This window comes from Exiguobacterium sp. s125 (assembly GCF_018618605.1).
Lineage (GTDB): Bacteria > Bacillota > Bacilli > Exiguobacteriales > Exiguobacteriaceae > Exiguobacterium_A > Exiguobacterium_A oxidotolerans.
Genome location: NZ_JACSMI010000001.1, coordinates 871,165 through 893,232, shown reverse-complemented (window position 1 = coordinate 893,232; position 22,068 = coordinate 871,165). Strand labels below are relative to the sequence as shown.

Genomic DNA, 22,068 nt, shown 5'->3' with positions numbered 1-22,068 from the left:
TTCCCGTTTTCGATAAATGTTAGTCCTCTCTACTCTTTATTTCACCATAATCTTTCACCGGCCGCATCCGTCTCTAGATGTACGATGCTGAATGGATTGCATCTACTTTTTTCTTTTTACTTTTTACTTTTCACGAGTAACATATACGCATAAGATTTTTCGATTATTCAAAAATCACTTTCATCAAAAAAACTAGCTTCCGTTAATCAAAACGAAAGCTAGTGCTCGTGATCATATTCTGATTCAATCAAACATTCAAGAGAATACGAGTGGCCAAATCAGAATGATTAAAATGGCGAGCGGACTCAAGTAGCATACACTAAAGCGCCAAAATGGAATCATTCGTTTTAACAGGGGACCTGTCGCTAGCTCACGTTCGACAATCGCCCGATCAAGTTTAAATCCAGCAAATATTGAAATCAAGAGTGCACCGATTGGCATCAAAATATTCGATACGAGGAAATCCATCCAATCAAAAATTGTCTTATCGAACCACATGATGTCGCTCGCGACTCCAAAGGAGAGTGCTGATGGAACACCTACTATTGCGACAAGGATTGTCGTAATAATGGTATTACGTTTCTTATTTTGGACGGTCGCATCTTCTTTTCGATCAGTAATCGATGAAACCACAACTTCTAGCATCGCGATTGAAGAAGTGATCGACGCGAAAGCAAAGAGTAAGAAAAACAACGTTAAGAAGACTGTTCCAAATTGGACTTGGCTGAATACTGTTGGTAACACGATGAATAAGAGTGAAGGACCTTCAGCAGGATCAAGACCTGAAGCGAAGACCGCTGGGAAGATCGCGAATCCGGCTAGTAATGACACGACGATGTTTAAAGAGACGATCCATCCTGCTGACCGATTGATTTGACCACGCTCTTTCATATACGAGGCATACGTCAACATTGCGGAGACGCCGAGCGATAATGAAAAGAAGGCTTGTCCGAGCGCACTCAGGACCGATGTCCGGTTCAGCGCTGAGAAATCCGGTTCGATGAAGAAACGAACCCCTTCACTTGCACCTTCAAGGGTCAATGACCGACTCACTAATATAATGAAACAAAGGAATAATAATGGCATCAAGATTTTACTCATTTTTTCAATTCCCGACTGAACACCTCGCAAGACGATTAATCCCGTAATGATGAGGAATACGACTTGGCCTAAAATCGCATAGAGTGGAGAGGCGGATATCGTTCCGAAGAGTTCTCCTAACTGATCCCCACTCATGGAAGTCAAATTTCCGGAAAAACCAAGAACCGTATAAATCAATACCCATCCCCCGATGACGCTGTAAAAGGATAAGAGTAAGAAACAGGTGATGACACCTAACACGCCAATAAAGGTGAATTTCTTATGACCCAACTCTTCGAAAGCGCGCAACGCCGTTTTTCCACTCGTTCGACCGATTAAAAATTCTGCAATCAATACCGGGAGACCGAGGAGCAAGGTGAACACTAAAAATAGTAGTAAAAAAGCGCCTCCACCATTCGTTCCTGTCGTATATGGAAACTTCCATATCGCACCGAGTCCAATCGCTGATCCTGCTGCTGCTAAGATAAACCCAACTTTTGAAGCCCATGCATTGCTTTTCATGGTACTCCACCTCCTTTTCAAAAATACTTCCTTATTGTACAAAAGTTAAATAAAGAAGTCATCCTTTATCAAACATTTTCTTTAAAGCGTCAAAGCATAACCGCATATTCGCATGTTTGTATTAAAACAAAAAGCTTATACACTAAAAAAGGAGAGACATGGATTCTTCTTCGAATCTTTTTTGTCTCTCCTGATACAATCTTGTTAAGTCCGATTTAGTTTACGATTTTGTCCAGCGTACATTTTCAAGAACTCCGGTAAGACCTTCACCTCGACAGGCGAGTTCAGCGCCTTCTCACCATCCGTATCGATGACTTTCGGAGAATCCGTTTTTAAGGTAAAACCACTCGTTAAGATGTGCGTGAAAGATGGGTCGTTTGCCAGTCCGATTTTTTGAAGGATCACGTCACGGATTGTCGCTAAGTTGACTTCATCGACAATCACTAAATCCAGTTTCCCATCATTGTATGCACCGTTCGATAGATTCGTTTCAATTCCCCCAAGCGACTCGCCGTTCGCTGCTAAAATCAAAACGGCTTCTCCTGTCATTTTTTGCCCTTCATTTAATTCAAGTTCGTAGGCAAACGGTTTTGCATCCAAGCTTGAGCGGATGGTTGACAGATAATACCCCATTTTCCCAAGTCGGACTTTTTCTTCTGTATCAATGCCAATTGATGCTTCAGCAATTAATCCGAGACCCAAAAAATTAAGGAAGTACGTATCGTTGACTTGTCCAAGATCGACTTCGACGATTTGTTGGGTCGCAATCATCTCTGCAGCAAGACGCGGCACCATCGGTAAACCGAGTGTCCGTGCAAAATCGTTACACGTTCCCCCTGGCACGATGCCAAGAATCGGACGCGTCTCCAGTTTAGCTAATCCATTAATGACTTCAAATACGGTTCCATCACCACCGAGGACGACAAGGGCATCGAAGTCTCCTGCCTCTTCTGCAAACTCCTGTGCATCTCCTGCCCGACTCGTTTGCTTAATGACGATTTCATTGAATTGTTCCGCAAGTGGACTAATGACATCTTCTAGAAGACCACTCCGGTTCGTCCCGGCGGAAGGATTACTAATCATCAATAGTTTCATTGAATGATTCCTTCTTTCTTCAAATAATTATTTGCCACTTCGTTGGCAGTTTTACCACCATAGGCGACTTCTTCATTCATTTTAGACATTTCTTCATCCGTGATTTTTCCATCTAATTTCTTTAATGCTTCCCCGACTTCCGGGTACTCATCAAGTGTCTCTTGGCGCAACAGAGGTGCCCCTTCATACGGAGGGAACAGTTGTTGATCGTCTTTCAAGACGACCATGTCATATTTCGCGATTTCCGGATCGGTCGAATAGGCATCGATGACTTCGATATCTCCTGATTCGATTGCCTTGTATCGTAATTTCGGTTCCATCGTCACGACTTCTTTAAAATTGACGCCATATTTTTCTTGAATCCCTTTGTAACCATCTTGACGATCTTTAAACTCTAACGTGAAGCCTGCCGTTAATTGACTCGCAACCCGCTTGATGTCGGAAATCGTTTTTAAGTCATACCGATCCGCGATTTTTTTCGGAACTGCGATGGCGTAAGTGTTATTGTAGTCCATCGGCGGTAACAGCGCGAGGTCCTGTTTGACCAATCCATCTCGTGCTTGCTCGTAAACCGCTTGTGCATCATTTGAGACCGGTTTTTCATTCGTTAAGCTAGCAAGGACCGTCCCTGTGAATTCCGGGTACAGATCGATATCACCCGATTGCAAGGCTTTATAGACGAACGTCGTCTTCCCGAAGTTCGGTTTGACTTGGACGTTTAAGTCCGTTTCATCCTCGATGACGATTTTATACATGTTCATTAAGATTTCTGGTTCGACCCCTAATTTTCCGGCGACGACCAAGTCAGGTTGTTCCGTCCGTCCGAGTGCGAACGGCGTGATAATCAGTGTCGCAATCAAGGCCAGGGCGACGACCATCCGGCTCGTTTGCCGTTTTTTTGTGGCGACTTCCGTCTGACGTAATAAAAAATCGAACAATAACGCGAGTAAGGCTGCCGGGATAGCTCCTAATAATAAGAGATTGTTATCATTTCGGTCGATTCCGAGCAAGATGATCGATCCGAGTCCCCCTGCCCCAATCAAGGCAGCAATCGTCGCCGTCCCGATGATGAGAACCATCGCTGTCCGAACACCAGCCATCATGACCGGTAAAGCGAGCGGTAACTCAACCTTCAACAAACTTTGTGTCGGTGTCATTCCGCAGGCACGGGCCGCTTCTTTAATTGAAGGGTCGACTTCTGCTAATCCCGTAAATGTGTTACGGACGATTGGTAAAAGAGCATATAAGACAAGTGCAATGACAGACGGGAGTGTTCCGATTCCAACAAGCGGAATCATCAGTCCGAGTAGTGCGAGCGAAGGAATCGTTTGGATGACGGATGTCACACCAATCGACCATTCACTAATTTTTTTATTTCGTGATAAGTAAACGCCTAAAGGAATGGCAATCAAACATGCGATTAATAACGAAATGACCGAAAGTTGAATATGTTCGATTAATGCCTGCAGTAATTCTTCTTTTCGATTTTGAAACGTTTCGACTAAACCGTTCATCACATCGTCCCCCTGACTTGTCCCATGAACTCTTTGATGAAGGGATCGTCACTCGCTAAGACTTCCTCTTTTGTTCCGATAAATACGATTTCGCCCTCGTTCATCAAGCAGATGCGACTGCCGAGCTTCAGCGCTTCATTCATGTCATGGGTGACGAACAAAATCGTTTTACCGAGTTCACCGTTCAATCGAATCAAGTCATTTTGAAGTTGGTCTCGAGAAATCGGATCAAGGGCTGAAAATGGTTCATCCATCAGAATGACATCTTGCTCTGCAGCGAGCGCACGCATGACCCCGACGCGTTGTTGTTGTCCACCCGATAGTTCACTTGGATATTTCTTTTTTAAATTTTCATTAAGACCCGTCAACTCGAATAATGTGTCGACGCGCTTTGCAACTTTTTTCTTGTCCCACTTTAACAACTGCGGAACGACAGCGACATTTTCTTCAATCGTCATATGGGGAAAAAGTGCAATTTGTTGCAGAACATAGCCGATTTTCCGGCGAAGTTCATGTTCATCAATCGACATGATCGGCTCTCCATTAATCCATATCTGACCTGCTGTATGATCAATCAATCGGTTGACCATCTTCATCGTCGTCGTCTTTCCACAACCAGATGGACCAATCAAACAAAAGATTTCGCCTTCTTCCACTGTAAAATTCAAATTTTGGACCGCTTTTGTTCCGTCGGCATAAGTTTTTCCGACTTCTTTAAATTCAATCACAGACGATCCCTCCGTTTCCTATTGTTTTATTATCTTTGTAAAATTCCCCTTAATCAGTGTTTCCAAAACCTGATTTTTTAGCAGTTTCATTAAAAAAGAGCCATCTCGACCGAAACGTTCGGTCGAGATGGCTCTTTTAGTCTTATTCGTAAATCGTAACTTGGACCGAACGTCGGCCCCAGTTGATTGCTTCTTGTTCCGTTTCCATCATTAAATCCATGATTTTCCCATGGATGACGCCTCCCGTATCGAGAGCAATCGCATCTCCAAATCCTTCAACATGCACTTTCGTACCGAGGGGGATGACGCTTGGATCAACCGCAACAATCCGTCGGCCTTCAAAATGAATCGTATGTGTAACATCATAGCCTGAAGCCGTTAAAACTTTTCCATCATATGAACCATTCAGCGCTGCATCATTCGTATAAGCCGTCGTCTCAAATGTCTCTTGGCGCCCACCAGTTTCATTTTTGGCAGCTACTTTTTTTGGTTCGACAGTCGATGCCGCTTCTTTTTGATTTTCCTGTTGTTTACGTTTCGCTTCGTCTTCTGCTTGTTGTTTTTTCTGTGCTTCTGCCTTTTCTAATGTTTCCTTTTTTTGCTTTGCTTCCTGCTCGGCTTTCGCCTGGCGTTCACGTTCTTGTTGCGCTGCCTGTTCTGCAGCACGTTGTTTCGCCTGTTCTTCAGCTAGTTTTGCTGCTTGCTTCTCTTTTTCCAATCGAATAGCCTCTCGTTTCATCTGGAGCGGATTTTGGACGATTTTCTTTTCCGTCCCGATTCCAATTTGTGCGGCTTCCGTATGCATATGTGGTAAAAGAATAAGTCCTGTAAAAGTAAAAATGATTGTAAGTACGATCTGTTTTAGTTTCATCTTTCAAAACAACCTTTCCGGCCTTTAACGGCTCGAACACCTTACCATGATGAATTTGCGGATGAAAACCCTAAAAGGTCATTTGAAATATATCTGTCAAAAAGTAACGAAATGGTTACACGCTTTCAAAATATGCTCTTATCGTTGATATCAAGCCATTTCTATGATTGTTACCGTTCTGTCATCTTTTTATTCTTGTAACGTCTTTGTAATGATTACGATTGTTCATGAAATTCTGTTAATTTATTCTTAAAATTGAGGTCATCCAATCGATTCAGCGATCAAATGACTGATTTGTTTATAACTTTTCATCCACGCTTTGAATATTTATTCAAAATCAGACGATTCATCTCCCACTTCTAAACGTTCAGGGTGAACTCCTCGTGTAAATAGGAGATGAATCGTCTTCGGGCAAGATAAACGGTCCACCGTCGGGACGACGGGGTTAGCCTGATCAATTTTCGACCGATAGATTGAATAGCTCAGGAAGCCTCCACCTCTAAGCGAAGTGGAGGTGGTTCAATCAAACAAAAAACCCGACAATATGTTGTCGGGTCCCGTGTTATTTTGTTTTACGTTCTAACAATTCAATCTCTGATTTGAGGAGAACTTGTTTTTCAAATTCGAATCCAAGTGATTCAAAGTTTTTTGTATGCGAGAGATCACCGACAACCGTATTTGTTAATACAGCCGTAACTTCCGCGACCCATCCTTCTTTCGTTTTGACCATATCGCCCACGATATAATCAAATAACTCTTCTGTTTCTTCCATCTCAATCATCTCCTGACACGTTCAGATAGTACTAATCATATAAAAGAACTCACAAAAAAGCTAGTATCGTGAAATCATACTCAACACTTGGCGAAGAATCTTTGCCGTCAATCCCCAAATCAAGTAGTCCTCATGCTCATAAAAATGTTCGACGACTTTGTACGTCCGATCAAGATAAGCTTCCCGATTCGCCATCCGACTTGTCGGAACCGCTTTCCCCGGGCGAATTCGCCATTCCATCTCTCCTTCAATCGGACGCGCGTTCAACAGTGCGTTTAACGGGACATAAAAAATATGATCGACTTCATCCGGAGAGGGATCGATTTGATTCGCTTGTATGATTCCGACGTATGGATAGATGATGGAGCGGTTCGGTGTCACGAGCGGTTCTAACGTCCCGATGACTTCAATTTCTTCCACTGTCACATTGAGTTCTTCTCGCGTTTCCCGGATTGCCGCTTCTTTCGGTTGTTCTCCGGCATCGATTCGTCCACCCGGAAAAGAAATCTCTCCGGGTTGCGAACGTAACGTTTTTGCCCGCACTTGAAAGAGGAGGCAGATTTCCCCATCGCGTTCGACTAACGGGACAAGAACTGCTGCTGCTTGCCGCGGAAGGCTGTCCCTTGTCGATTTGAATACATCTTTGATTTGATCGAATACGGGATTATTCATCGTCCTTCCTGCGAAACTCTCTGATACGCTTCCTCTAAGTGACGCATCCGAACAATCAAATCGGCGTTCTTCGCGATTCGGTCTGCAAGAATCGAGCCCGAAACGACTTTATAATACGCATTCAATGCTTGTGTCTTTGTCATATATGCCTCATTTTGTCGAATATACTCTTTGAAATTCGCTACTAAACGGTCTGCTGTAAATAACTGTTCGTTCAACCGACTCATCCTCTCTTGCGGTTAGCCGCTAGGTGTATAGTTTAATGGTAGCTACTTTTGGCTAAGAAGTAAAATAAGGGGGGCTTATTCGTGAAGAAAAACATAGATGTATTGATTATCGGGGCCGGACCGACCGGATTGACACTTGCACTCGCGCTCTCACGGTATGGCTTAACATTCCGGATCATCGAGCGAGCGAGCGGACCATCTGTCGTCTCAAAGGCAATCGGTATTCAAGCACGCTCACTTGAATTGTTTGCCCGTCTCGGTGTTGCCGAGGAACTGATGGCAGAAGCGATTAAGATTAATCAAGGAAATCTCTATGTGAATGGAGCTTGGCAAGCAAAACTTGATTTTACGGATTTGAATACACCTTTCCCATTTGTAACACTCTTACCTCAAAGTGAAACGGAACGGATTCTTGAACAACGCCTACTTGATTACGGACATCGTGTCGAACGGGATACCGAGTTGACCGGCTTCGCTCAATTTCCAACATTCGTCACGGCATCGATTCGAAAAAACAATGTCGTCGAGACAGTCGATGCCTCGTTCGTAGTCGGCGCAGACGGTGCGAACAGCTTCGTCCGGCGTGAACTAGGACTTCCCTTCAGTGGCAAGTCGTTCAAGGAGTCTTGGGCGCTTGCTGATATTGAAGTCGACTGGCCGCTTTCGTCAGAAGAAGTCCATATTTTCTTTTCCGATCATGGAGTAATCGAGTCGTTCCCATTACAATCAAACTTATTTCGAATTACGGGCAATTTAACGGACGGTGTCGTACCGACGGATCATGCGGCGATTGAAGACTTTCTTAAAAATCGGGCGAAAGTACCCTTTAAACTTAAAAAAGTCCATTGGTATTCCATGTTCCGTGTCCACAATCGAATCATCGAAAAGTTTGGTCACCACCGGATTTACTTAATCGGTGATGCAGCGCATATTAACTCGCCTGTCGGCGGACAAGGGATGAATACGGGAATCGCAGACGCGATGAATCTAGCCTGGAAGCTTTGGTGTGTACATGAGTTTAAAGCAAGTTTCCCGTTGCTCGACTCTTATAGTACGGAACGGCGGGAAGCGGCACGTGGAATTTTACGTTCGACGAACCTTGCGACTGAATTGTTGCAAATCAATGTGCCATTTTTACTACCTCTGCAAGAAAAAGTCATTCGGAACAGTTTAAAAATCACACCGCTTCATCATTACGTGACGAACCGGATTGCTCAATTGAATAGTAACTATCATCCATCCGATACGTTTGTCACGCAAGGGAGATTTGGCTTACTTGCACCGAAACCGGGTGAACCGATGCCGTACAGCGAAGTTGTAAATCCGCGGACGAAAAAAAATGAGTTACTGCTACGTCGCGCTGATCGAAATTTCTTATTGCTGCTCTTTTTACCGCGTCAGTCCGATGAATCAGAACTGACCCCTTATAAAGAACTCGCCTACTCCTATCCGGACCTGTTTGAGACCGTCTCGATTCATCAAGAGCTAAAAGAAGACGGGGTCGTCGACCAGGGGGGAGAACTCGCACGGAAGTTCGGGATTAAGCAATGTGGTCTGTATTTGATTCGTCCAGACGGCTACATCGCTTATCGTCAGCAAGGCTTGAAGATTAAACCTTTCTCTCGCTACCTTGAACGTTTACTTTATGCCCGGTAAGCACGTATGATAGGTATGAGGTGATAAGATCCATGGAGTTTATGAATATACGATACTTTTTGATCATCGTTCTAGTTGTTCTGTTCATCATCATCGTCGCCCGTCGCACAAAAGAGTCTTTGCGTTGGGTCCTCGTCGGTGAAGAATTTGGAGAAAAAGGCGAACAGCTTCATCGAGATTACGAGCTACTAGCGGATGCCGGTTTTGAAGTTCGGCTCGAACGAGGTGTTAAAACCTCTATCTTTTTCCGAAGGTTCAGTAAAGATTTAGCCGATCGTGTTGCAATTTATGCACTTAAAGAAGATATCGACCGTGTCGAACGTTTTCTCACTCAACCTAAAAAAAGACGTTAAAAAATAAGCAGCCTCTCCGTAAGTTGAGAGGTTGCTTATTTTTGATGGTTTGCCAGTATAAAAGCAACCTGTTTACGATCTTTCTCCGTGACAGGAGTTCCTTGTCGTCTTGCGATCCATGGCTTGATGGCGGCAAAGGACTGGCCAATCGGAAACTTAACCCGCGTCATACGCAACTTTGGCGCTTGTTTGAATACTATCATCGTGTGAACAGGAATCGACACGCCTTCCGCCTTTAAAAGTGATCTGACATGTTTCGTGAGGCGTTGTGCCTCTATCACTGGGTGCCGTTGTTCAACCCGTTGAACACGTTGCTCGTCTTCGACGTGATAGGTTTGATCACTTAGCAATACAGCAGCCTCTTGATTGACAAGGACTAAAAACAATCCTTTTGGCCCGATTAAGGCAAATTCAATCTTCATGCGGCGGTCGAGCTCGACGTTTTCAAATAACATCCAATCGTACCGACAAATATGTCGCACTTGATCACAGACGAGTTCTAAGTCGTTCACCTTACTTGGAACTGAACGTTTAAAGGAAAAGAAACGCCGCTCTTCTAGAGGTGTCATTTTTTTTGCCATCACCTGTAACATATTGTCTCCCCTTACGTCTATGTATTATTAGTTAGTTTACCATCCTTTTGCACAAGCGGTGTGCGCTTTCAAAATCAGGGGAATTTCGTAACAAAAAAAGACATCCACTTCTTTTTAAGTAGATGTCTTGACGTTTATTGATTTTCTTGGTGAGGACGTCCAAAAACAGCTTTTTCAAGATTTGAAATCCGGCGTAGCATGTCATAATTCGATGGATTAGACACTGGGGCTTCCGCCTCAACGATTCGCTCTTCGGGTTTCGGCGCCGTCGCTTTTGCTGCTTCTAGTTCTTTCTTCAAACGCTCGATTTCGCGCTCGAATCCTTCGTAATCTTTGATGACTTGATCCAAGTATCCATCCACTTCTTCAATCACGTAACCGCGTAGGCCCGTCTTAAATTCTTTTTTGTAAATATCATCTGCTGTCAATAAGGGTTTATACATCGTCTTCACTCCCACTGATCATTATAGTTCAGTTCCTGTTCCATCATCGATAAATCATCTTGTGTGATTAAGAACAGTTGATAATCGGTCCGTTCCATCTCTATTCTAGCACGCTCGACGAGATACTTCGCTGAGCCACCGTGTTCTTCATCAAAAACGGATAACAGACCTTGGCTTTTTTCAATCATGAATTCCGTTTTGTTACGAAGCTGACTCGGATTCTCATAAGGCTTTTGGCTGATTGCATCGACGAAGTCCGCCTGGTTCAGTACCGCTAAATACTGAGCTTGTACAGGTTCCTTCCATTTAGCCTCTTGCTCTAAAAAGGGCAATAAAATCCCGAGACGAATGTCCGGATAGTCTGCTTTTAGTTCTAAGATGACTTCACAGGCCCACAGTTCACAGCCTGGAGTCGCGCTTGTTACGAACCATGTCGTCCCCATGTCTTCAATGAGTCGAATCAAGCGTTCGCGGTACGCCGCTTTGATAACCGGAATACCAGGATGTTTTTGATCAAAAATTCCTAGTTCAGTTGGCTTATAACCCGTGATGGCAACGACTTTCATTCTTGACACTTCCTTTGTAACCGATTGCTCCGATGTGTAAGTTCAGCGGTCAAACGTTCCCGCCGTGTTGTTAGTAACACCTGTCCTTCTAACAGTTGTTTTGCTTGCTCAGTATAATCATAAGCAAGCTGTGGCTCTTTTGCAATGTGCTCCGCCCATTTCGCCAACTCGATGTATCCGCGGAATGTCTCACTCTTTTCAAAGCAGTTGACTGCTTCCTGATGCCGTTTCATTTTTTTGTGCAGAAGTCCTTGCCGTAACCAACCTTCTGCCGATAGATCGTTTGCCTGATGAAAATGCTCGACCGATTGCTCATTGATGCCTAAATCGGCTAACCAGACGGCAATGTTTTCCCCAATTCGAGGTGATACCTCTTTTCGATGGGTCACGAGATGATTGCATTCATCGTACAGACTGACAAGTGTCAGACAGTCATGCAGGTGATGTTCAAGGACGCCATCCATGATGGACGGATTTTGATGTTCGACGTATTGAAAGTAATGCATCGGGGCTAAAAATCCTGGCAAATCACCCGCTCGTTCAAATCCGATTTGCTCTTCCATCGCTGTCAGACGGTACGAATCGGATAACCCTTTAAAAATCCGCCGACAGACATGGAGTAAATCCAGGTGACCGACTTTCGGCAGACGCGGTACACGTTCACGGACGAAGACATGTCGCGTCTTGATTTGCGGCCAATCAAAGCTTTTTCCGTTATAGGTGACGAATCGGACGTCTTCTCCGATATCAGTCAAAAAGTGATGATAAAAAGCTGCTTCATAGTGCGGATGCGGCAGGAAGTATTGCCGCATCAATAGCTCGCCTTGTTCAAAACGGGCGAACCCCATCAAAAAAATCGTTGTCCCCGTTCCACGTAAACCGGTCGTTTCCGTATCGAAAAAGATGATCTGTTCGAGCGGGACATCGAGCGCGAGTGGTGGATGCGGTAGTTGGAGTGATTCGTACCCGGCACCAAACGTCCGGTGTCCATGGCTTTCTGTCAGTGGATAGCGCTGATCGATTCGAACGATCCACTCATCTTCGAACGTTAAAATTTCCGCCCCCTTCTCCACCCAGGCGGCTTGTTCGTTCGCAATCTTCGGATCGACGGCGTGCGTCGAAGTCTTTTCTATCGTTTGCCGTTGTCCACTCTCCTGATTCGTCGGTTTTAACATTCGTCTTAATTTATTTTTCATGTTAACTCCCTTTCCATCTCAGTCAACATCTGAATCGTCCGCTCCTTTTCGTCTGCGAGACCGACCATGCCGATACAGGCCGGGCAACCGTCAAGGCAGGGACATGTCTCAATCGAGTCGCGTGCTGCCCGTAACATGATGCTCCGTTGTTTATAGATTGAAGAAGCTAAGCCGACCCCTCCAGGATACCGGTCATACAAATAGATGGTCGGTTTCTGCGTGTGTGTCGCCTTGACTTGCGGCACGACGAAAACATCACTCGCGTCACACATTAAATAAAGAGGTGCCACACGCCGTAGGCTGTTCGCGACCCCTTCCAGTATTTGTTCGAGCTCCGTACTGGAAGCAGATGTAGCAGGCAACGTAAACCAGACGCCTGTCGTATGGATTTCCCGTTCAGGTAAATGAATCGGACCAGACCCGATGTTTTCGTGGGTACCGAACTTAATTTTTTTGAACATCGTCGCCATCCCACGAACACTGACATCACCACGGGCCACACTAAACAGATCATTCGAATAGCTTTCATCTTCTTCAAGGACAGACAAATCGACTGAAAAATTAGCATCGGTATAATAATCGACATCAACGGCACGGACGAACGCTTTTTTCTCCTCAAAATCGAGTGTCTCGACTTGATATTGATCCGCCCCATGCAAGTAAATCGCTTCATCGTGAAGTAACGTCATTGCACTAAATGTATCCATCTCACCGATGACCCGATTCGGGACTTCCGTCTGATCGACGATGACGACGTTTTCTTGATCACTTGAGCGTAACGAGATCTCATGTGCCGGAAACGCATCATTCATCCAATAGAAACGCTCTCCCCGCTGATGCAGGACACGTTCTTCAACTAAATACTCGAGAATATCTTCCGTCTCGAGTGTGCCGAATCTTTCACTTTGCCGAAACGGAAGTTCGAATGCGGCACATTTTATATGGTCGACGGCGATGATTAAATTATCGGGATCGAGTCGTGCCGCCTCTGGTGATTGATTTAAAAATAACTCCGGTCGTTCTGCCACGTATTGATCGAGCATCCCGGACGAGGCGACGAGGATGATTAAAGCATCATCTTGCCGTCTTCCGGCACGCCCGGCCTGTTGCCAAAGCGAAGCAATCGTTCCCGGATAACCATTCATGATACAGACTTGCAATTGACCGATATCGACGCCCAGTTCTAACGCATTCGTCGAGACGATGCCGGTGATTTCACCTTTTCTTAGACGCCGTTCGATATCACGTCGCTCCGTCGGTAAATAACCACCACGGTATCCTTCAATCGATTTCGGACCGAGTTCATGGCGAACCAAACTGCGTAGATACGTCAGCAACACCTCGACGCGGACACGTGAACGGGCAAAGACGATCGTCTGAAACTTCTTTTTGATGAATCGGGATGCCAGTTGTTTGGTTTCGAGTGTCGCCGAACGTCGAATTCCGAGTTGGGCATTGACGATTGGTGGTTGATAGACGATGAAATGTTTTCGCCCGGTCGGAGCACCGTTGTCATCGATCAGACTGACCTGCTTCTCAATCAGCCGTTCCGCCAGTTCTTGTGGGTTGGCAATCGTCGCGCTCGTCATGATGAAGACAGGGTCACTCCCGTAATAGTGACAAATCCGGCGTAACCGTCGGATGACATTCGCGACGTGACTCCCGAAGACGCCACGGTACGTATGCAACTCATCGATGACGATATACTTCAGGTTTTCGAACAGTTCAATCCACTTCGTATGATGCGGCAAAATGCCCGAGTGAAGCATATCTGGATTTGTAATGACGATGTTCCCCGCTTTGCGGACTTTCGTCCGAATCGTCGGTGACGTATCTCCGTCATACGTAAAACAACGAATCGGTGCTTCGAGCTCATCAATCAACTCGAGCAGTTCACTGTTTTGATCTTGTGCGAGAGCTTTCGTCGGATAGAGATACAGTGCCCGGTCGTTCGGATGCTCCAGTAGATGCGAGAGAATCGGTAAATTAAAGCAATATGTTTTCCCGGAAGCCGTCGGCGTGACGATGACCGTCGATTTCCCTGCCATGACTTGATCAAATGCTAATGCTTGATGCCGGTATAAGGCATCGATGCCACGTGCTTTGATAGCTTGTTGTAATCGTTTTGGCATCTGTTCCGGAAAAGGTGAGTACCGTCCTGCTGTAGCTTCCATCGTCTTCATATATGTGACGCGCTCCATAAAGGCGCGATCAGCTTTTAATTCCTCTAAATAAGTAACGAGTGATTGTCTCGGTTCCATCGACTCACTTCCTTCCTTCTTCACTCATTATACAAAAAAAAAGAGGTAAGACTGTAGCGACAGGTTCGCCACTTCAGTCTTGACCTTCAATTCATTCCTCTGTTTCTTATTCCGTGCTTTGGGAATCCTCTTTTTTGTCCGTCTTTTCTTTATCGGATTGTTTTTTCTTATCATTTTCTTTTGCTTTTTCATCCGTTGATTGTGTAGAGACTGACTCATCCGTTGCCGGTTCGTCCGTTGCCGGTTCATCCGTCGCTGGTTCGTCCGTTGCCGGTTCGTCCGTTGCCGGTTCATCGGTCGTCGGTTCGTCCGTTGCCGGTTCATCGGTCGTCGGTTCGTCTGTCGTCGGTTCATCCGTTGCCGGTTCATCTGTTGCCGGTTCATCTGTTGCCGGTTCATCCGTCACTGGTTCCTCAGTCTCTGGTTCAGCGACTGTGACTGACGTCGCAACAGGACCTGACTCTTCTCCTGATGCTTTCGCGACGAGTGTGAACTCTGTTCGTCCTGGTTTTAGACTGTTGATACCAATTCGATTCGTCGAACTCGTCCCAAGAACCGATGTATTGCCATCCGGATCTTTCATCGATACTTCAAATGTTACGCTATCGTATCCGTTCGTCCGCAACGCTGAATCGTTGTAATTCCAAGTCAGCTCACCTGACTGCGCTTCTTCATCGTAAGAAGCTTGCAATCCAGTCGGAGCTGGTACGGCCTTTTTTTCGACGACCGGCTCCTTCGTTCCTTTCACATACAGTTCGTCACCGATACTGAGGACCGAGCTTGGTTGTTCGAACGGCGCTGGTGTCCGGTCACGTGTTTTGGTCACAAAATCTTTCCATAGGTTTTGTGCCATTCTACTCTCGGTTTGCCCTTCGAGGCCGATCCCGTTATTATTTCCAGATGTCGTCGTTCCTGTCCAAACACTAATGGAGACATCAGAAGTATAACCAACGAACCAAACATCCTTATAGGCATTCGTCGTTCCGGTTTTTCCTGCTGCATCAAATGAAAGTCCAGCCGTCGGGAACGTACCGCCCGGCTTCAGGACGTCACGAAGCATGTCCGTCAACATATAGGCTGTATAGTCTTCCATCGCTTTTTTCGATTTGATTGGTGATTTGATTTTTGATCCATCACTGTACTCAATTGACTTGATGATGTGTGGCTCCACATAATCGCCACCGTTTCCGAGTGTCGCATAAGCGCCCGCCATCTCAGTCGTGTTGAATCCGTGTTTCATCCCACCGATTGCGTACGCTGGAGAAATTGATTCATCTTTTTCTAATGCCAAACCAGATTTAGCAGCAAACGATTCGACCGCATCGCCACCAATCTCTTGGAACGTTTGGATTGCCGGCGTATTGGCTGAAATCTTCAACCAGTTTCGAATCGTGTTTGTTCCTTTGTAACCGTCGTAATAGTTTTGAATCGTCTTGCCGTTAATCTTCGTTTCTTGGTCCGTGATTTGTTTTGCTGTCGACCATTTTTCATTTTCAATCGCTGGACCATACGCGAAGAAGGGTTTCGCAGAAGAACCCGGTTGGTGCGGTTCATTCGCGTAGTTACGGCGTGCCGTGTCTTCCCCTGGATTTTTTCCATCGACGACGGCTAAGACTTCACCCGTTTTTGTGTTGACGGCAGAGGCCGCAGCTTCGGCATAATCTGGTAATTGTACGACTTTGTCTTCTTTAATGGCTTCATTCATATAATCATGCATCGGTTTATCAATCGATGTATAAATTTTGAGTCCTTGGCCATAGATGTCTTTTCCTTCAAGACCAAAGACATCTTCTAATTCTTTTGAGACCATATCAAAGATGACGCTATCGTACGAAGCATCTGTCGTCGATTTTGGAGCGGGATCAATCAATTTAGAAATCGGTTGATCGACTCCTTGGTCACGTTGTTTTTGCGTGATGACGCCTGTCGTCAACATCGCATCTAATACTTGTGTTTGACGCCCCTTCGTTAACTTCGGATCCCCTTTAATCGGGTCATATGCTGTCGGACGCTGTGGCAATCCGGCAAGCATCGCTGCTTCTGCATAATCTAATTTATCGACTGTCTTATTGAAATAGGCTTTTGAAGCCGTCTGAATTCCGAACGAATTCTGACCATAGTAGTTTTTATTCAAGTACATTTCTAAAATTTGATCTTTCGTGTAGTCTTGTTCTAGACGAATCGCTAACCACTGTTCTTGTACTTTCCGTGTGATTGTTTTTTCAGAACTTAAAAACGATTGTTTGATGACCTGTTGCGTGATTGTTGATGCCCCTTCCGAGCCGAATCCATCGGTGATGTTCGCGATGATCGCTCCACCGAGACGACGGAAGTCAATCCCTTTGTGTTGGTAAAAACGTCGATCTTCAATCGCGATGAAGGCGTCTTTGACGACTTCAGGAACTTCTTTAATCGAGACGTACTCGCGACTCGTTCCACCCTGTTTGATTTCCTCTTTGTTGCTCGCATAAATTTTCAGCGGGAGCGCATCCCGTAGTTTCGTCTCATCGAGTTCCGGAGCAGTGGCAATCGCATACGCAGCAAACCCACCTCCGACAAGCATCATGATGATGAATAAGCCGGTTGCAATCATTAATAGCTTTTTAAAAAGTGGACCTTTTCCAGATCCACCTGAACCACCGGACTTCTTTTTTTTCGGACGTTTCGTCCGATTCGATTGTTTAGTTGACGTCTTCGTTTCTTCACGACGTGCGACACGACTTCTTTCCATATGCTATCCTTCTCCTTCAATCCGTAAGTTTCTCAAGTGAAATATAATTCGTCTACTGCTTCGAGATAATCGATCGCAGGGAACGCACCTGTCTTGATTTTTATACCATGTTGTTCGATTTGGTCGAGCGGAATTGATTTACGACCCGTTTCTAATTGCTCCCACCAAGGGAACACGTGCTCGACTGAAAGCACATATTGCACATTATACATACTGAACCGAATGATGACAAAACAAATTCCTCCATGTGCTACGCATTGTCGCATGTGTTCGATTTGGTGGGGGTGGAAGTTCTTGAGTGGAAAAGAGGTTTTATGATTCGTTTCCTTCGCTTCAAAATCAATATATTTCCCCCGATAGACACCATTATAATCGGTCGTCGACGGTTGTTTGAAATAGGCTTCTTTCACGACAGCCGCAGAACGTTTCGGGTAATCGACTTGAACGATTTGAAGGGGGGTTGGCTTCTTGTGAATAATTGCCCGATTATGCGTCAAGTAAAACGTATTGCTTTCATTAATCAATTTTTCAAGCTTCATCCCCCGATTAGAAAACGTCGATGCTTGTGAGCGTGCTTTTTTTATCGTCGTTCCATGAGGTTCGAGAGGCTTTTGAAATTTTTTACCGTTCGGATAATTCAAAACGATTCCCCTCCTATCGCGTTTATTGTACCATGATATGTGATTGTATCGTATCGGCCGAGAGGAGTAGTTAAAAACAAATGACAATTGAACCGTTACTTCAAGAAATCGAAAAAATTTATCAAGCAGGTCGCGCCGGAACAGAATATGACTTCAACGAGGATGTCATTCCGTTCGTCGAACAAGCAGATGTGCTCATCGCCGATTGGCAACATAATGCGCAGAACAGCCCTTATTTACGCCCGGCGATGGTCGAGAGTGCCGTCGATCAACTGAAACAACTATCAGTCCAGGCGTTCCAACCAAAAACAAGTTTAAAACGTTTCAATGAAACAATTAAGTCTGTTCGCTATATCGATCAACTGATGCAGTGATTTCTCTCACTTAAGGTTTTACTTTTTTTAGCAGGAAATCTTGGTATACTTGTCGTACACAGTATAGTGTGGGAGACAGTTACAACTGGTCCTGTAGAACCGCGCGAGGAGGAATCTGATTGGCAACACCTAAATCGAATTCGCGCCATGAATCAAAAATGATTCCTAGAGCGTCGAACAACACTGCGAAAAAATACGTCATGTTCGTCGATGAGACGGGGACACCTAAAGGGAATACGCAATTTAATTTGACAGGTGTCTTGATGGAATACAAATATGCCATCGATTCGGACGAAACGGGTGAACCGAGCCCTTTACGGAAACGCTTGATGGAATTTAAGTCGAGTGTGTTTGAAGATCCACACATTCCACTCCATTTAAAAGAAATTTTAAAGGCGGAGCATCCTTACGGCAAAGAAGACGGGATCACGATTGATATGTTACGTCATTTTTGGGTCGCATTACCTGACTTCCTAGTCGATATCGACTGTACGATTGTCAGTGTCGAAGTCGATAAACAGAAGCTGCAAGATTTTTATTCGACACCAAAAGATCCTTACGTCGTCGCCTTTGCCCACTTGATGAAATCTTTTTACGCTTTTTTAGAGGAGACGGAAGCGACGAGTGCTCGTGTCGTCCTCGAAAGTCGTGATGATTATCAAAACTTATTAATTCAAAAAGCGTTCTTCGATATCTTTAACTCGGGGACGGTCCACCTTGACGTCGAAAAAAGTCGTCAAAAAATTAAAGGCTTCATCTTTGCTGAAAAGGATAGCGACCTCTACCAATCCGGTCTTGAGATTGCTGACCTCGTCTGTCTTCCCCTTTCACGCGTACGTCGTGGCGTGATTGAGGTGAAACCACGGTTTGTCCATTACGGGGACGAAAACCGAATCTTTAAAGCAATCAAAGAAAAAATTTACATTCGTCGCGATAGTCCCGATCAAGATTTCCGAAACTGGGGATTCAAAAAAGTTCCGATCACGAAAAAGCGTCGGGAATGGTCCGATACGCCTTGGAATGGTTAAACATACGCGCGTATGATGGACAAGAGACATTTTATTTCACACGAATAAAGGATAGCACGCTTCCGGAGTTTCTTCCGGAAACGCGCTATCCTTTTTTTGCTTTCAAGCATCATTTAAATAATTCTTCGTTAATCGACAGGGATGATTGTCCCTTTCGTCCGTTTTTTTCCTTCCCGACACATGTCGAGTAATGGGCATTCAAGGCAGTGCGGACGTTGCGCCTTGCAGTGATACCGTCCGAAAAAAATGAATTGATGATGAAGCTTTGACCAGCGTTCCCGCTTGAATCGTTTCATCAACGTCGCTTCGACTTGTGTGACATTATCTTTCCAGCGACAGATACCGAGTCGTTTCGAGACCCGTTCGACATGCGTATCGACTGCGAATGCCGGGACATCGAATGCAACCGATAACACGACGTTCGCTGTTTTTCGCCCGACGCCGGGTAACGCTTCGAGTCCGGCGCGGTCCGTTGGTACTTCGCCTTCATGCAACGTGATGAGGCGTTCCGCGAGTGCTTTGATATTTTTCGCTTTATTGCGATAGAGACCGAGTCGTTTGATTTTCTCTTCGATGGCAGCGACCGGTGCAGTGGCTAGGTCGCTTGGCGTCGGATACGCGGCAAACAATCCCGGCGTGACTTGATTGACGAGCACGTCCGTCGCTTGCGCACTCAAGGCGACGGCGACGACGAGTTCAAACGGATTTTTATGAATCAGTTCACAAAAAGCGTCCGGAAACATCTCTTCGAGGGTCAATTCAATCCGGTCGATTTCAGCTACTCGTAACATGATTCACCCTCCTCTCGTCGCAAGATCTTCGAGTGTTTTAATACCCTCGCGTTCCCACGTCCGCAAAATTTGATTGATATAGGTCATCTTCCGGACGTTATGGTAGACGGCTTCGCGAAGCGCAGCAAGGACTAGCTCTTCCGCGATGTTTTCAATCGTCAGCCACTGAATGATTTGTTCCATTTGAAACGGCGACATCATTCCGAGTTCCCGCTCAAATTGTTGGAAGACCGATGGATTGATCGTATCGAAATTCGGCGCCTCTTGTTCCGGTGGTGCCATTAATTTTTCATAGAGTGGAACTAACGAATAGCGTTCCGATCCGGCGACGTTTTCCATCGCCAGCAACCCCTTCTGTAACAAACCGAGCGTCGTCTCAATCGTTTCCGTCTCGGACAGCCCGAGACGATTGCTCAATTCTTCCGGTGAAGGCATCTCCATCCCTTCCGCACGGCAAGCGAACAGTTGACCGATTAACGTAAACTCGACGAAGCTGATTCCAAGCCGCTTCGCTTCCGTGAACAATCGTTTCGGAAGCACGACGGTCCCTTCTTCGAAAAGTTGGATTAAATTATGATTCATGACACTTCCTCGATTCTTTAGTCTAAGCAAGAAATCGACCCGTCTAAACGATGGGTCGATTTCAGTCTAAATTACGGATACAACCGGTTGAGTAGACGTGGGAATGGAATCGTCTCCCGAACGTGCTCGACGCCCGTGATCCAAGCGACAGTCCGTTCAAGTCCTAAACCAAAGCCACTGTGCGGTACTGAACCATACTTGCGTGTTTCAAGATACCATTTATAGGCGCCTGTCTCATCCAAGTTATGTTCTTTCATATCAGCAAGCAGTTTGTCGTAATCTTCTTCACGTTGCGAACCACCGACGATTTCGCCGTATCCTTCCGGTGCAATCAAGTCGTCACACAGAACGAATCCCGGGTTTTCCGGATCTTCTTTCATGTAGAACGGTTTGATGGCTTTCGGCCAGTGCGTGATGAAGACCGGGCGGGCAAAACTATTTGCGATTGCTGTTTCATGTGGTGCACCAAAATCATCTCCGAATTCGATGTCATCGAATCCTTGCTCTTTCAACATATCGATTGCTTCCGTATACCGGACGCGTGGGAATGGTGCTTGAATCGTTTCAAGAACCGTCAAGTCACGCCCGAGCAACTCGAGTTCCGCTTTACAGTTCTTCAAGGCGGACTGAACGAGATGCGAGACATAGTTTTCTTGGACTTCGAGGTTCATCTCGTGGTCGTAGAACGCCATCTCCGGCTCCATCATCCAAAACTCAATCAAGTGGCGACGTGTTTTTGATTTTTCAGCACGGAATGTCGGACCGAATGAAAAGACTTTCCCGAGCGCCATCGCTGCCGCTTCCATGTAGAGTTGACCCGATTGTGACAAGTACGCATCTTCATCGAAGTATTTCGTTTGGAACAATTCGGTTGTTCCTTCCGGTGCACTGCCCGTCAAGATTGGTGGGTCGACTTTGATGAACCCTTCTTGGTTAAAGAACTCATATGTCGCACGGATCAATTCATTTCGAACGACCATGACGGCATGCTGGCGTTTTGACCGCAACCAAAGGTGACGGTTGTCCATCAAGAAATCTGTTCCGTGTGCTTTCGGTGTAATCGGGTAGTCGATTGCTTCATGGATGATTTCAATTGAAGTGATCTCCATCTCATGTCCAAGTGCTGTTCGCTCACCATCTGATTTGATGACTCCCGTCACCCAAAGTGATGATTCTTGCGTTAGACCTTTCGCTGTTTTGAATAAGTCTTCTCCGACCGTTTCTTTGACGACGACACCTTGCATAAAGCCGGAACCGTCACGTAACTGAAGGAAGGCGATTTTACCGCTTGAACGTTTGTTCGCTAACCAACAGCCAATCGTGATTTCCTCTCCCACATGTTTTGCTACATCTCGAATCATTGCTTTCAAAA

At 45.5% G+C, this 22,068-nt stretch carries 22 protein-coding genes; 4 read left to right on the top strand and 18 right to left on the bottom strand.

The annotated features are described in order from the left end of the window. Positions 1 to 255: 255 nt before the first annotated feature. From KNQ05_RS04370 to yvfG, 8 genes are all read right to left on the bottom strand, one after another. Positions 256 to 1,602 carry a sodium-dependent transporter gene (locus tag KNQ05_RS04370; RefSeq protein ID WP_088837295.1) on the bottom strand — a complete coding sequence of 449 codons (1,347 nt, stop codon included), beginning with the start codon at positions 1,600 to 1,602 and terminating at the stop codon, positions 256 to 258. A gap of 204 nt (positions 1,603 to 1,806) precedes the next feature. After that, entirely contained in the window at positions 1,807 to 2,697 is an 891-nt protein-coding gene (locus tag KNQ05_RS04365) for a diacylglycerol/lipid kinase family protein (RefSeq protein ID WP_214804460.1), read from the bottom strand. Continuing rightward, on the bottom strand, positions 2,694 to 4,211 hold the full coding sequence (locus tag KNQ05_RS04360; protein ID WP_214804459.1) for an ABC transporter permease/substrate-binding protein: 1,518 nt from the start codon (positions 4,209 to 4,211) through the stop codon (positions 2,694 to 2,696). The genes KNQ05_RS04365 and KNQ05_RS04360 overlap by 4 nt, the downstream gene beginning before the upstream one ends. Beyond that, positions 4,211 to 4,939: an ABC transporter ATP-binding protein gene (locus KNQ05_RS04355; protein ID WP_029330561.1), complete on the bottom strand. Its 729-nt coding sequence runs from the start codon at positions 4,937 to 4,939 to the stop codon at positions 4,211 to 4,213. The genes KNQ05_RS04360 and KNQ05_RS04355 overlap by 1 nt, the downstream gene beginning before the upstream one ends. A 142-nt stretch (positions 4,940 to 5,081) precedes the next feature. Then, positions 5,082 to 5,810, bottom strand: coding sequence for a 3D domain-containing protein (locus tag KNQ05_RS04350; RefSeq protein ID WP_214804457.1), 729 nt, complete (start codon positions 5,808 to 5,810; stop codon positions 5,082 to 5,084). 562 nt (positions 5,811 to 6,372) lie between these two features. Further along, positions 6,373 to 6,582 carry a hypothetical protein gene (locus KNQ05_RS04345; protein ID WP_029330566.1) on the bottom strand — a complete coding sequence of 70 codons (210 nt, stop codon included), beginning with the start codon at positions 6,580 to 6,582 and terminating at the stop codon, positions 6,373 to 6,375. A 60-nt stretch (positions 6,583 to 6,642) separates the two neighbouring features. After that, positions 6,643 to 7,254: an NUDIX hydrolase gene (locus KNQ05_RS04340; RefSeq protein ID WP_088837299.1), complete on the bottom strand. Its 612-nt coding sequence runs from the start codon at positions 7,252 to 7,254 to the stop codon at positions 6,643 to 6,645. Beyond that, entirely contained in the window at positions 7,251 to 7,481 is a 231-nt protein-coding gene (yvfG, locus tag KNQ05_RS04335; RefSeq protein WP_236549972.1) for a protein YvfG, read from the bottom strand. The genes KNQ05_RS04340 and yvfG overlap by 4 nt, the downstream gene beginning before the upstream one ends. A gap of 81 nt (positions 7,482 to 7,562) precedes the next feature. Here yvfG and KNQ05_RS04330 point away from each other — a divergent pair, with 81 nt between their 5' ends. Both KNQ05_RS04330 and KNQ05_RS04325 read left to right on the top strand, forming a co-directional pair. After that, entirely contained in the window at positions 7,563 to 9,137 is a 1,575-nt protein-coding gene (locus KNQ05_RS04330) for an FAD-dependent monooxygenase (RefSeq protein WP_088837300.1), read from the top strand. Between the two features lie 32 nt (positions 9,138 to 9,169). After that, complete coding sequence (locus tag KNQ05_RS04325; protein WP_088837301.1) at positions 9,170 to 9,490, top strand: hypothetical protein; 321 nt, start codon at positions 9,170 to 9,172, stop codon at positions 9,488 to 9,490. Positions 9,491 to 9,525: 35 nt separating this feature from the next. Here KNQ05_RS04325 and KNQ05_RS04320 read toward each other — a convergent pair whose 3' ends face one another. The 7 genes from KNQ05_RS04320 to recU form a co-directional block, all read right to left on the bottom strand. After that, on the bottom strand, positions 9,526 to 10,083 hold the full coding sequence (locus KNQ05_RS04320; protein WP_088837302.1) for a nuclease-related domain-containing protein: 558 nt from the start codon (positions 10,081 to 10,083) through the stop codon (positions 9,526 to 9,528). Between the two features lie 134 nt (positions 10,084 to 10,217). Continuing rightward, a complete protein-coding gene (gene gpsB / locus KNQ05_RS04315) occupies positions 10,218 to 10,526 on the bottom strand; it encodes a cell division regulator GpsB (RefSeq protein WP_088837303.1) in 309 nt (102 codons plus the stop codon). Between the two features lie 5 nt (positions 10,527 to 10,531). Continuing rightward, on the bottom strand, positions 10,532 to 11,092 hold the full coding sequence (locus tag KNQ05_RS04310) for an SLOG family protein (RefSeq protein ID WP_088837304.1): 561 nt from the start codon (positions 11,090 to 11,092) through the stop codon (positions 10,532 to 10,534). Next, positions 11,089 to 12,288 (bottom strand): ribonuclease H-like domain-containing protein, encoded by a 1,200-nt coding sequence (locus tag KNQ05_RS04305; RefSeq protein ID WP_088837305.1) that lies wholly within the window; start codon positions 12,286 to 12,288, stop codon positions 11,089 to 11,091. Before KNQ05_RS04305 ends, KNQ05_RS04310 begins: the two co-directional genes overlap by 4 nt. Beyond that, positions 12,285 to 14,549 carry a DEAD/DEAH box helicase gene (locus KNQ05_RS04300; protein WP_214804455.1) on the bottom strand — a complete coding sequence of 755 codons (2,265 nt, stop codon included), beginning with the start codon at positions 14,547 to 14,549 and terminating at the stop codon, positions 12,285 to 12,287. Before KNQ05_RS04300 ends, KNQ05_RS04305 begins: the two co-directional genes overlap by 4 nt. Positions 14,550 to 14,655: 106 nt before the next feature. Then, on the bottom strand, positions 14,656 to 17,280 hold the full coding sequence (locus KNQ05_RS04295) for a transglycosylase domain-containing protein (RefSeq protein WP_214804453.1): 2,625 nt from the start codon (positions 17,278 to 17,280) through the stop codon (positions 14,656 to 14,658). 32 nt (positions 17,281 to 17,312) lie between these two features. Then, a complete protein-coding gene (gene recU, locus KNQ05_RS04290) occupies positions 17,313 to 17,927 on the bottom strand; it encodes a Holliday junction resolvase RecU (protein WP_204251435.1) in 615 nt (204 codons plus the stop codon). 74 nt (positions 17,928 to 18,001) lie between these two features. Between recU and KNQ05_RS04285 the strand changes: the two genes are divergently transcribed. Both KNQ05_RS04285 and KNQ05_RS04280 read left to right on the top strand, forming a co-directional pair. After that, entirely contained in the window at positions 18,002 to 18,295 is a 294-nt protein-coding gene (locus tag KNQ05_RS04285) for a DUF1798 family protein (RefSeq protein ID WP_088837309.1), read from the top strand. A gap of 119 nt (positions 18,296 to 18,414) precedes the next feature. Continuing rightward, positions 18,415 to 19,323, top strand: a complete 909-nt coding sequence (locus tag KNQ05_RS04280) for a DUF3800 domain-containing protein (protein WP_239456727.1) — start codon at positions 18,415 to 18,417, stop codon at positions 19,321 to 19,323. 128 nt (positions 19,324 to 19,451) lie between these two features. Here KNQ05_RS04280 and nth read toward each other — a convergent pair whose 3' ends face one another. The 3 genes from nth to asnS all read right to left on the bottom strand — a co-directional run bounded on the left by nth (position 19,452) and on the right by asnS (position 22,057). Then, complete coding sequence (gene nth / locus KNQ05_RS04275; protein ID WP_088837310.1) at positions 19,452 to 20,114, bottom strand: endonuclease III; 663 nt, start codon at positions 20,112 to 20,114, stop codon at positions 19,452 to 19,454. A 3-nt stretch (positions 20,115 to 20,117) separates the two neighbouring features. Continuing rightward, positions 20,118 to 20,696: a DnaD domain-containing protein gene (locus KNQ05_RS04270; protein WP_029330601.1), complete on the bottom strand. Its 579-nt coding sequence runs from the start codon at positions 20,694 to 20,696 to the stop codon at positions 20,118 to 20,120. Positions 20,697 to 20,767: 71 nt separating this feature from the next. After that, complete coding sequence (gene asnS / locus KNQ05_RS04265) at positions 20,768 to 22,057, bottom strand: asparagine--tRNA ligase (protein WP_152638933.1); 1,290 nt, start codon at positions 22,055 to 22,057, stop codon at positions 20,768 to 20,770. Positions 22,058 to 22,068 lie beyond the last annotated feature (11 nt).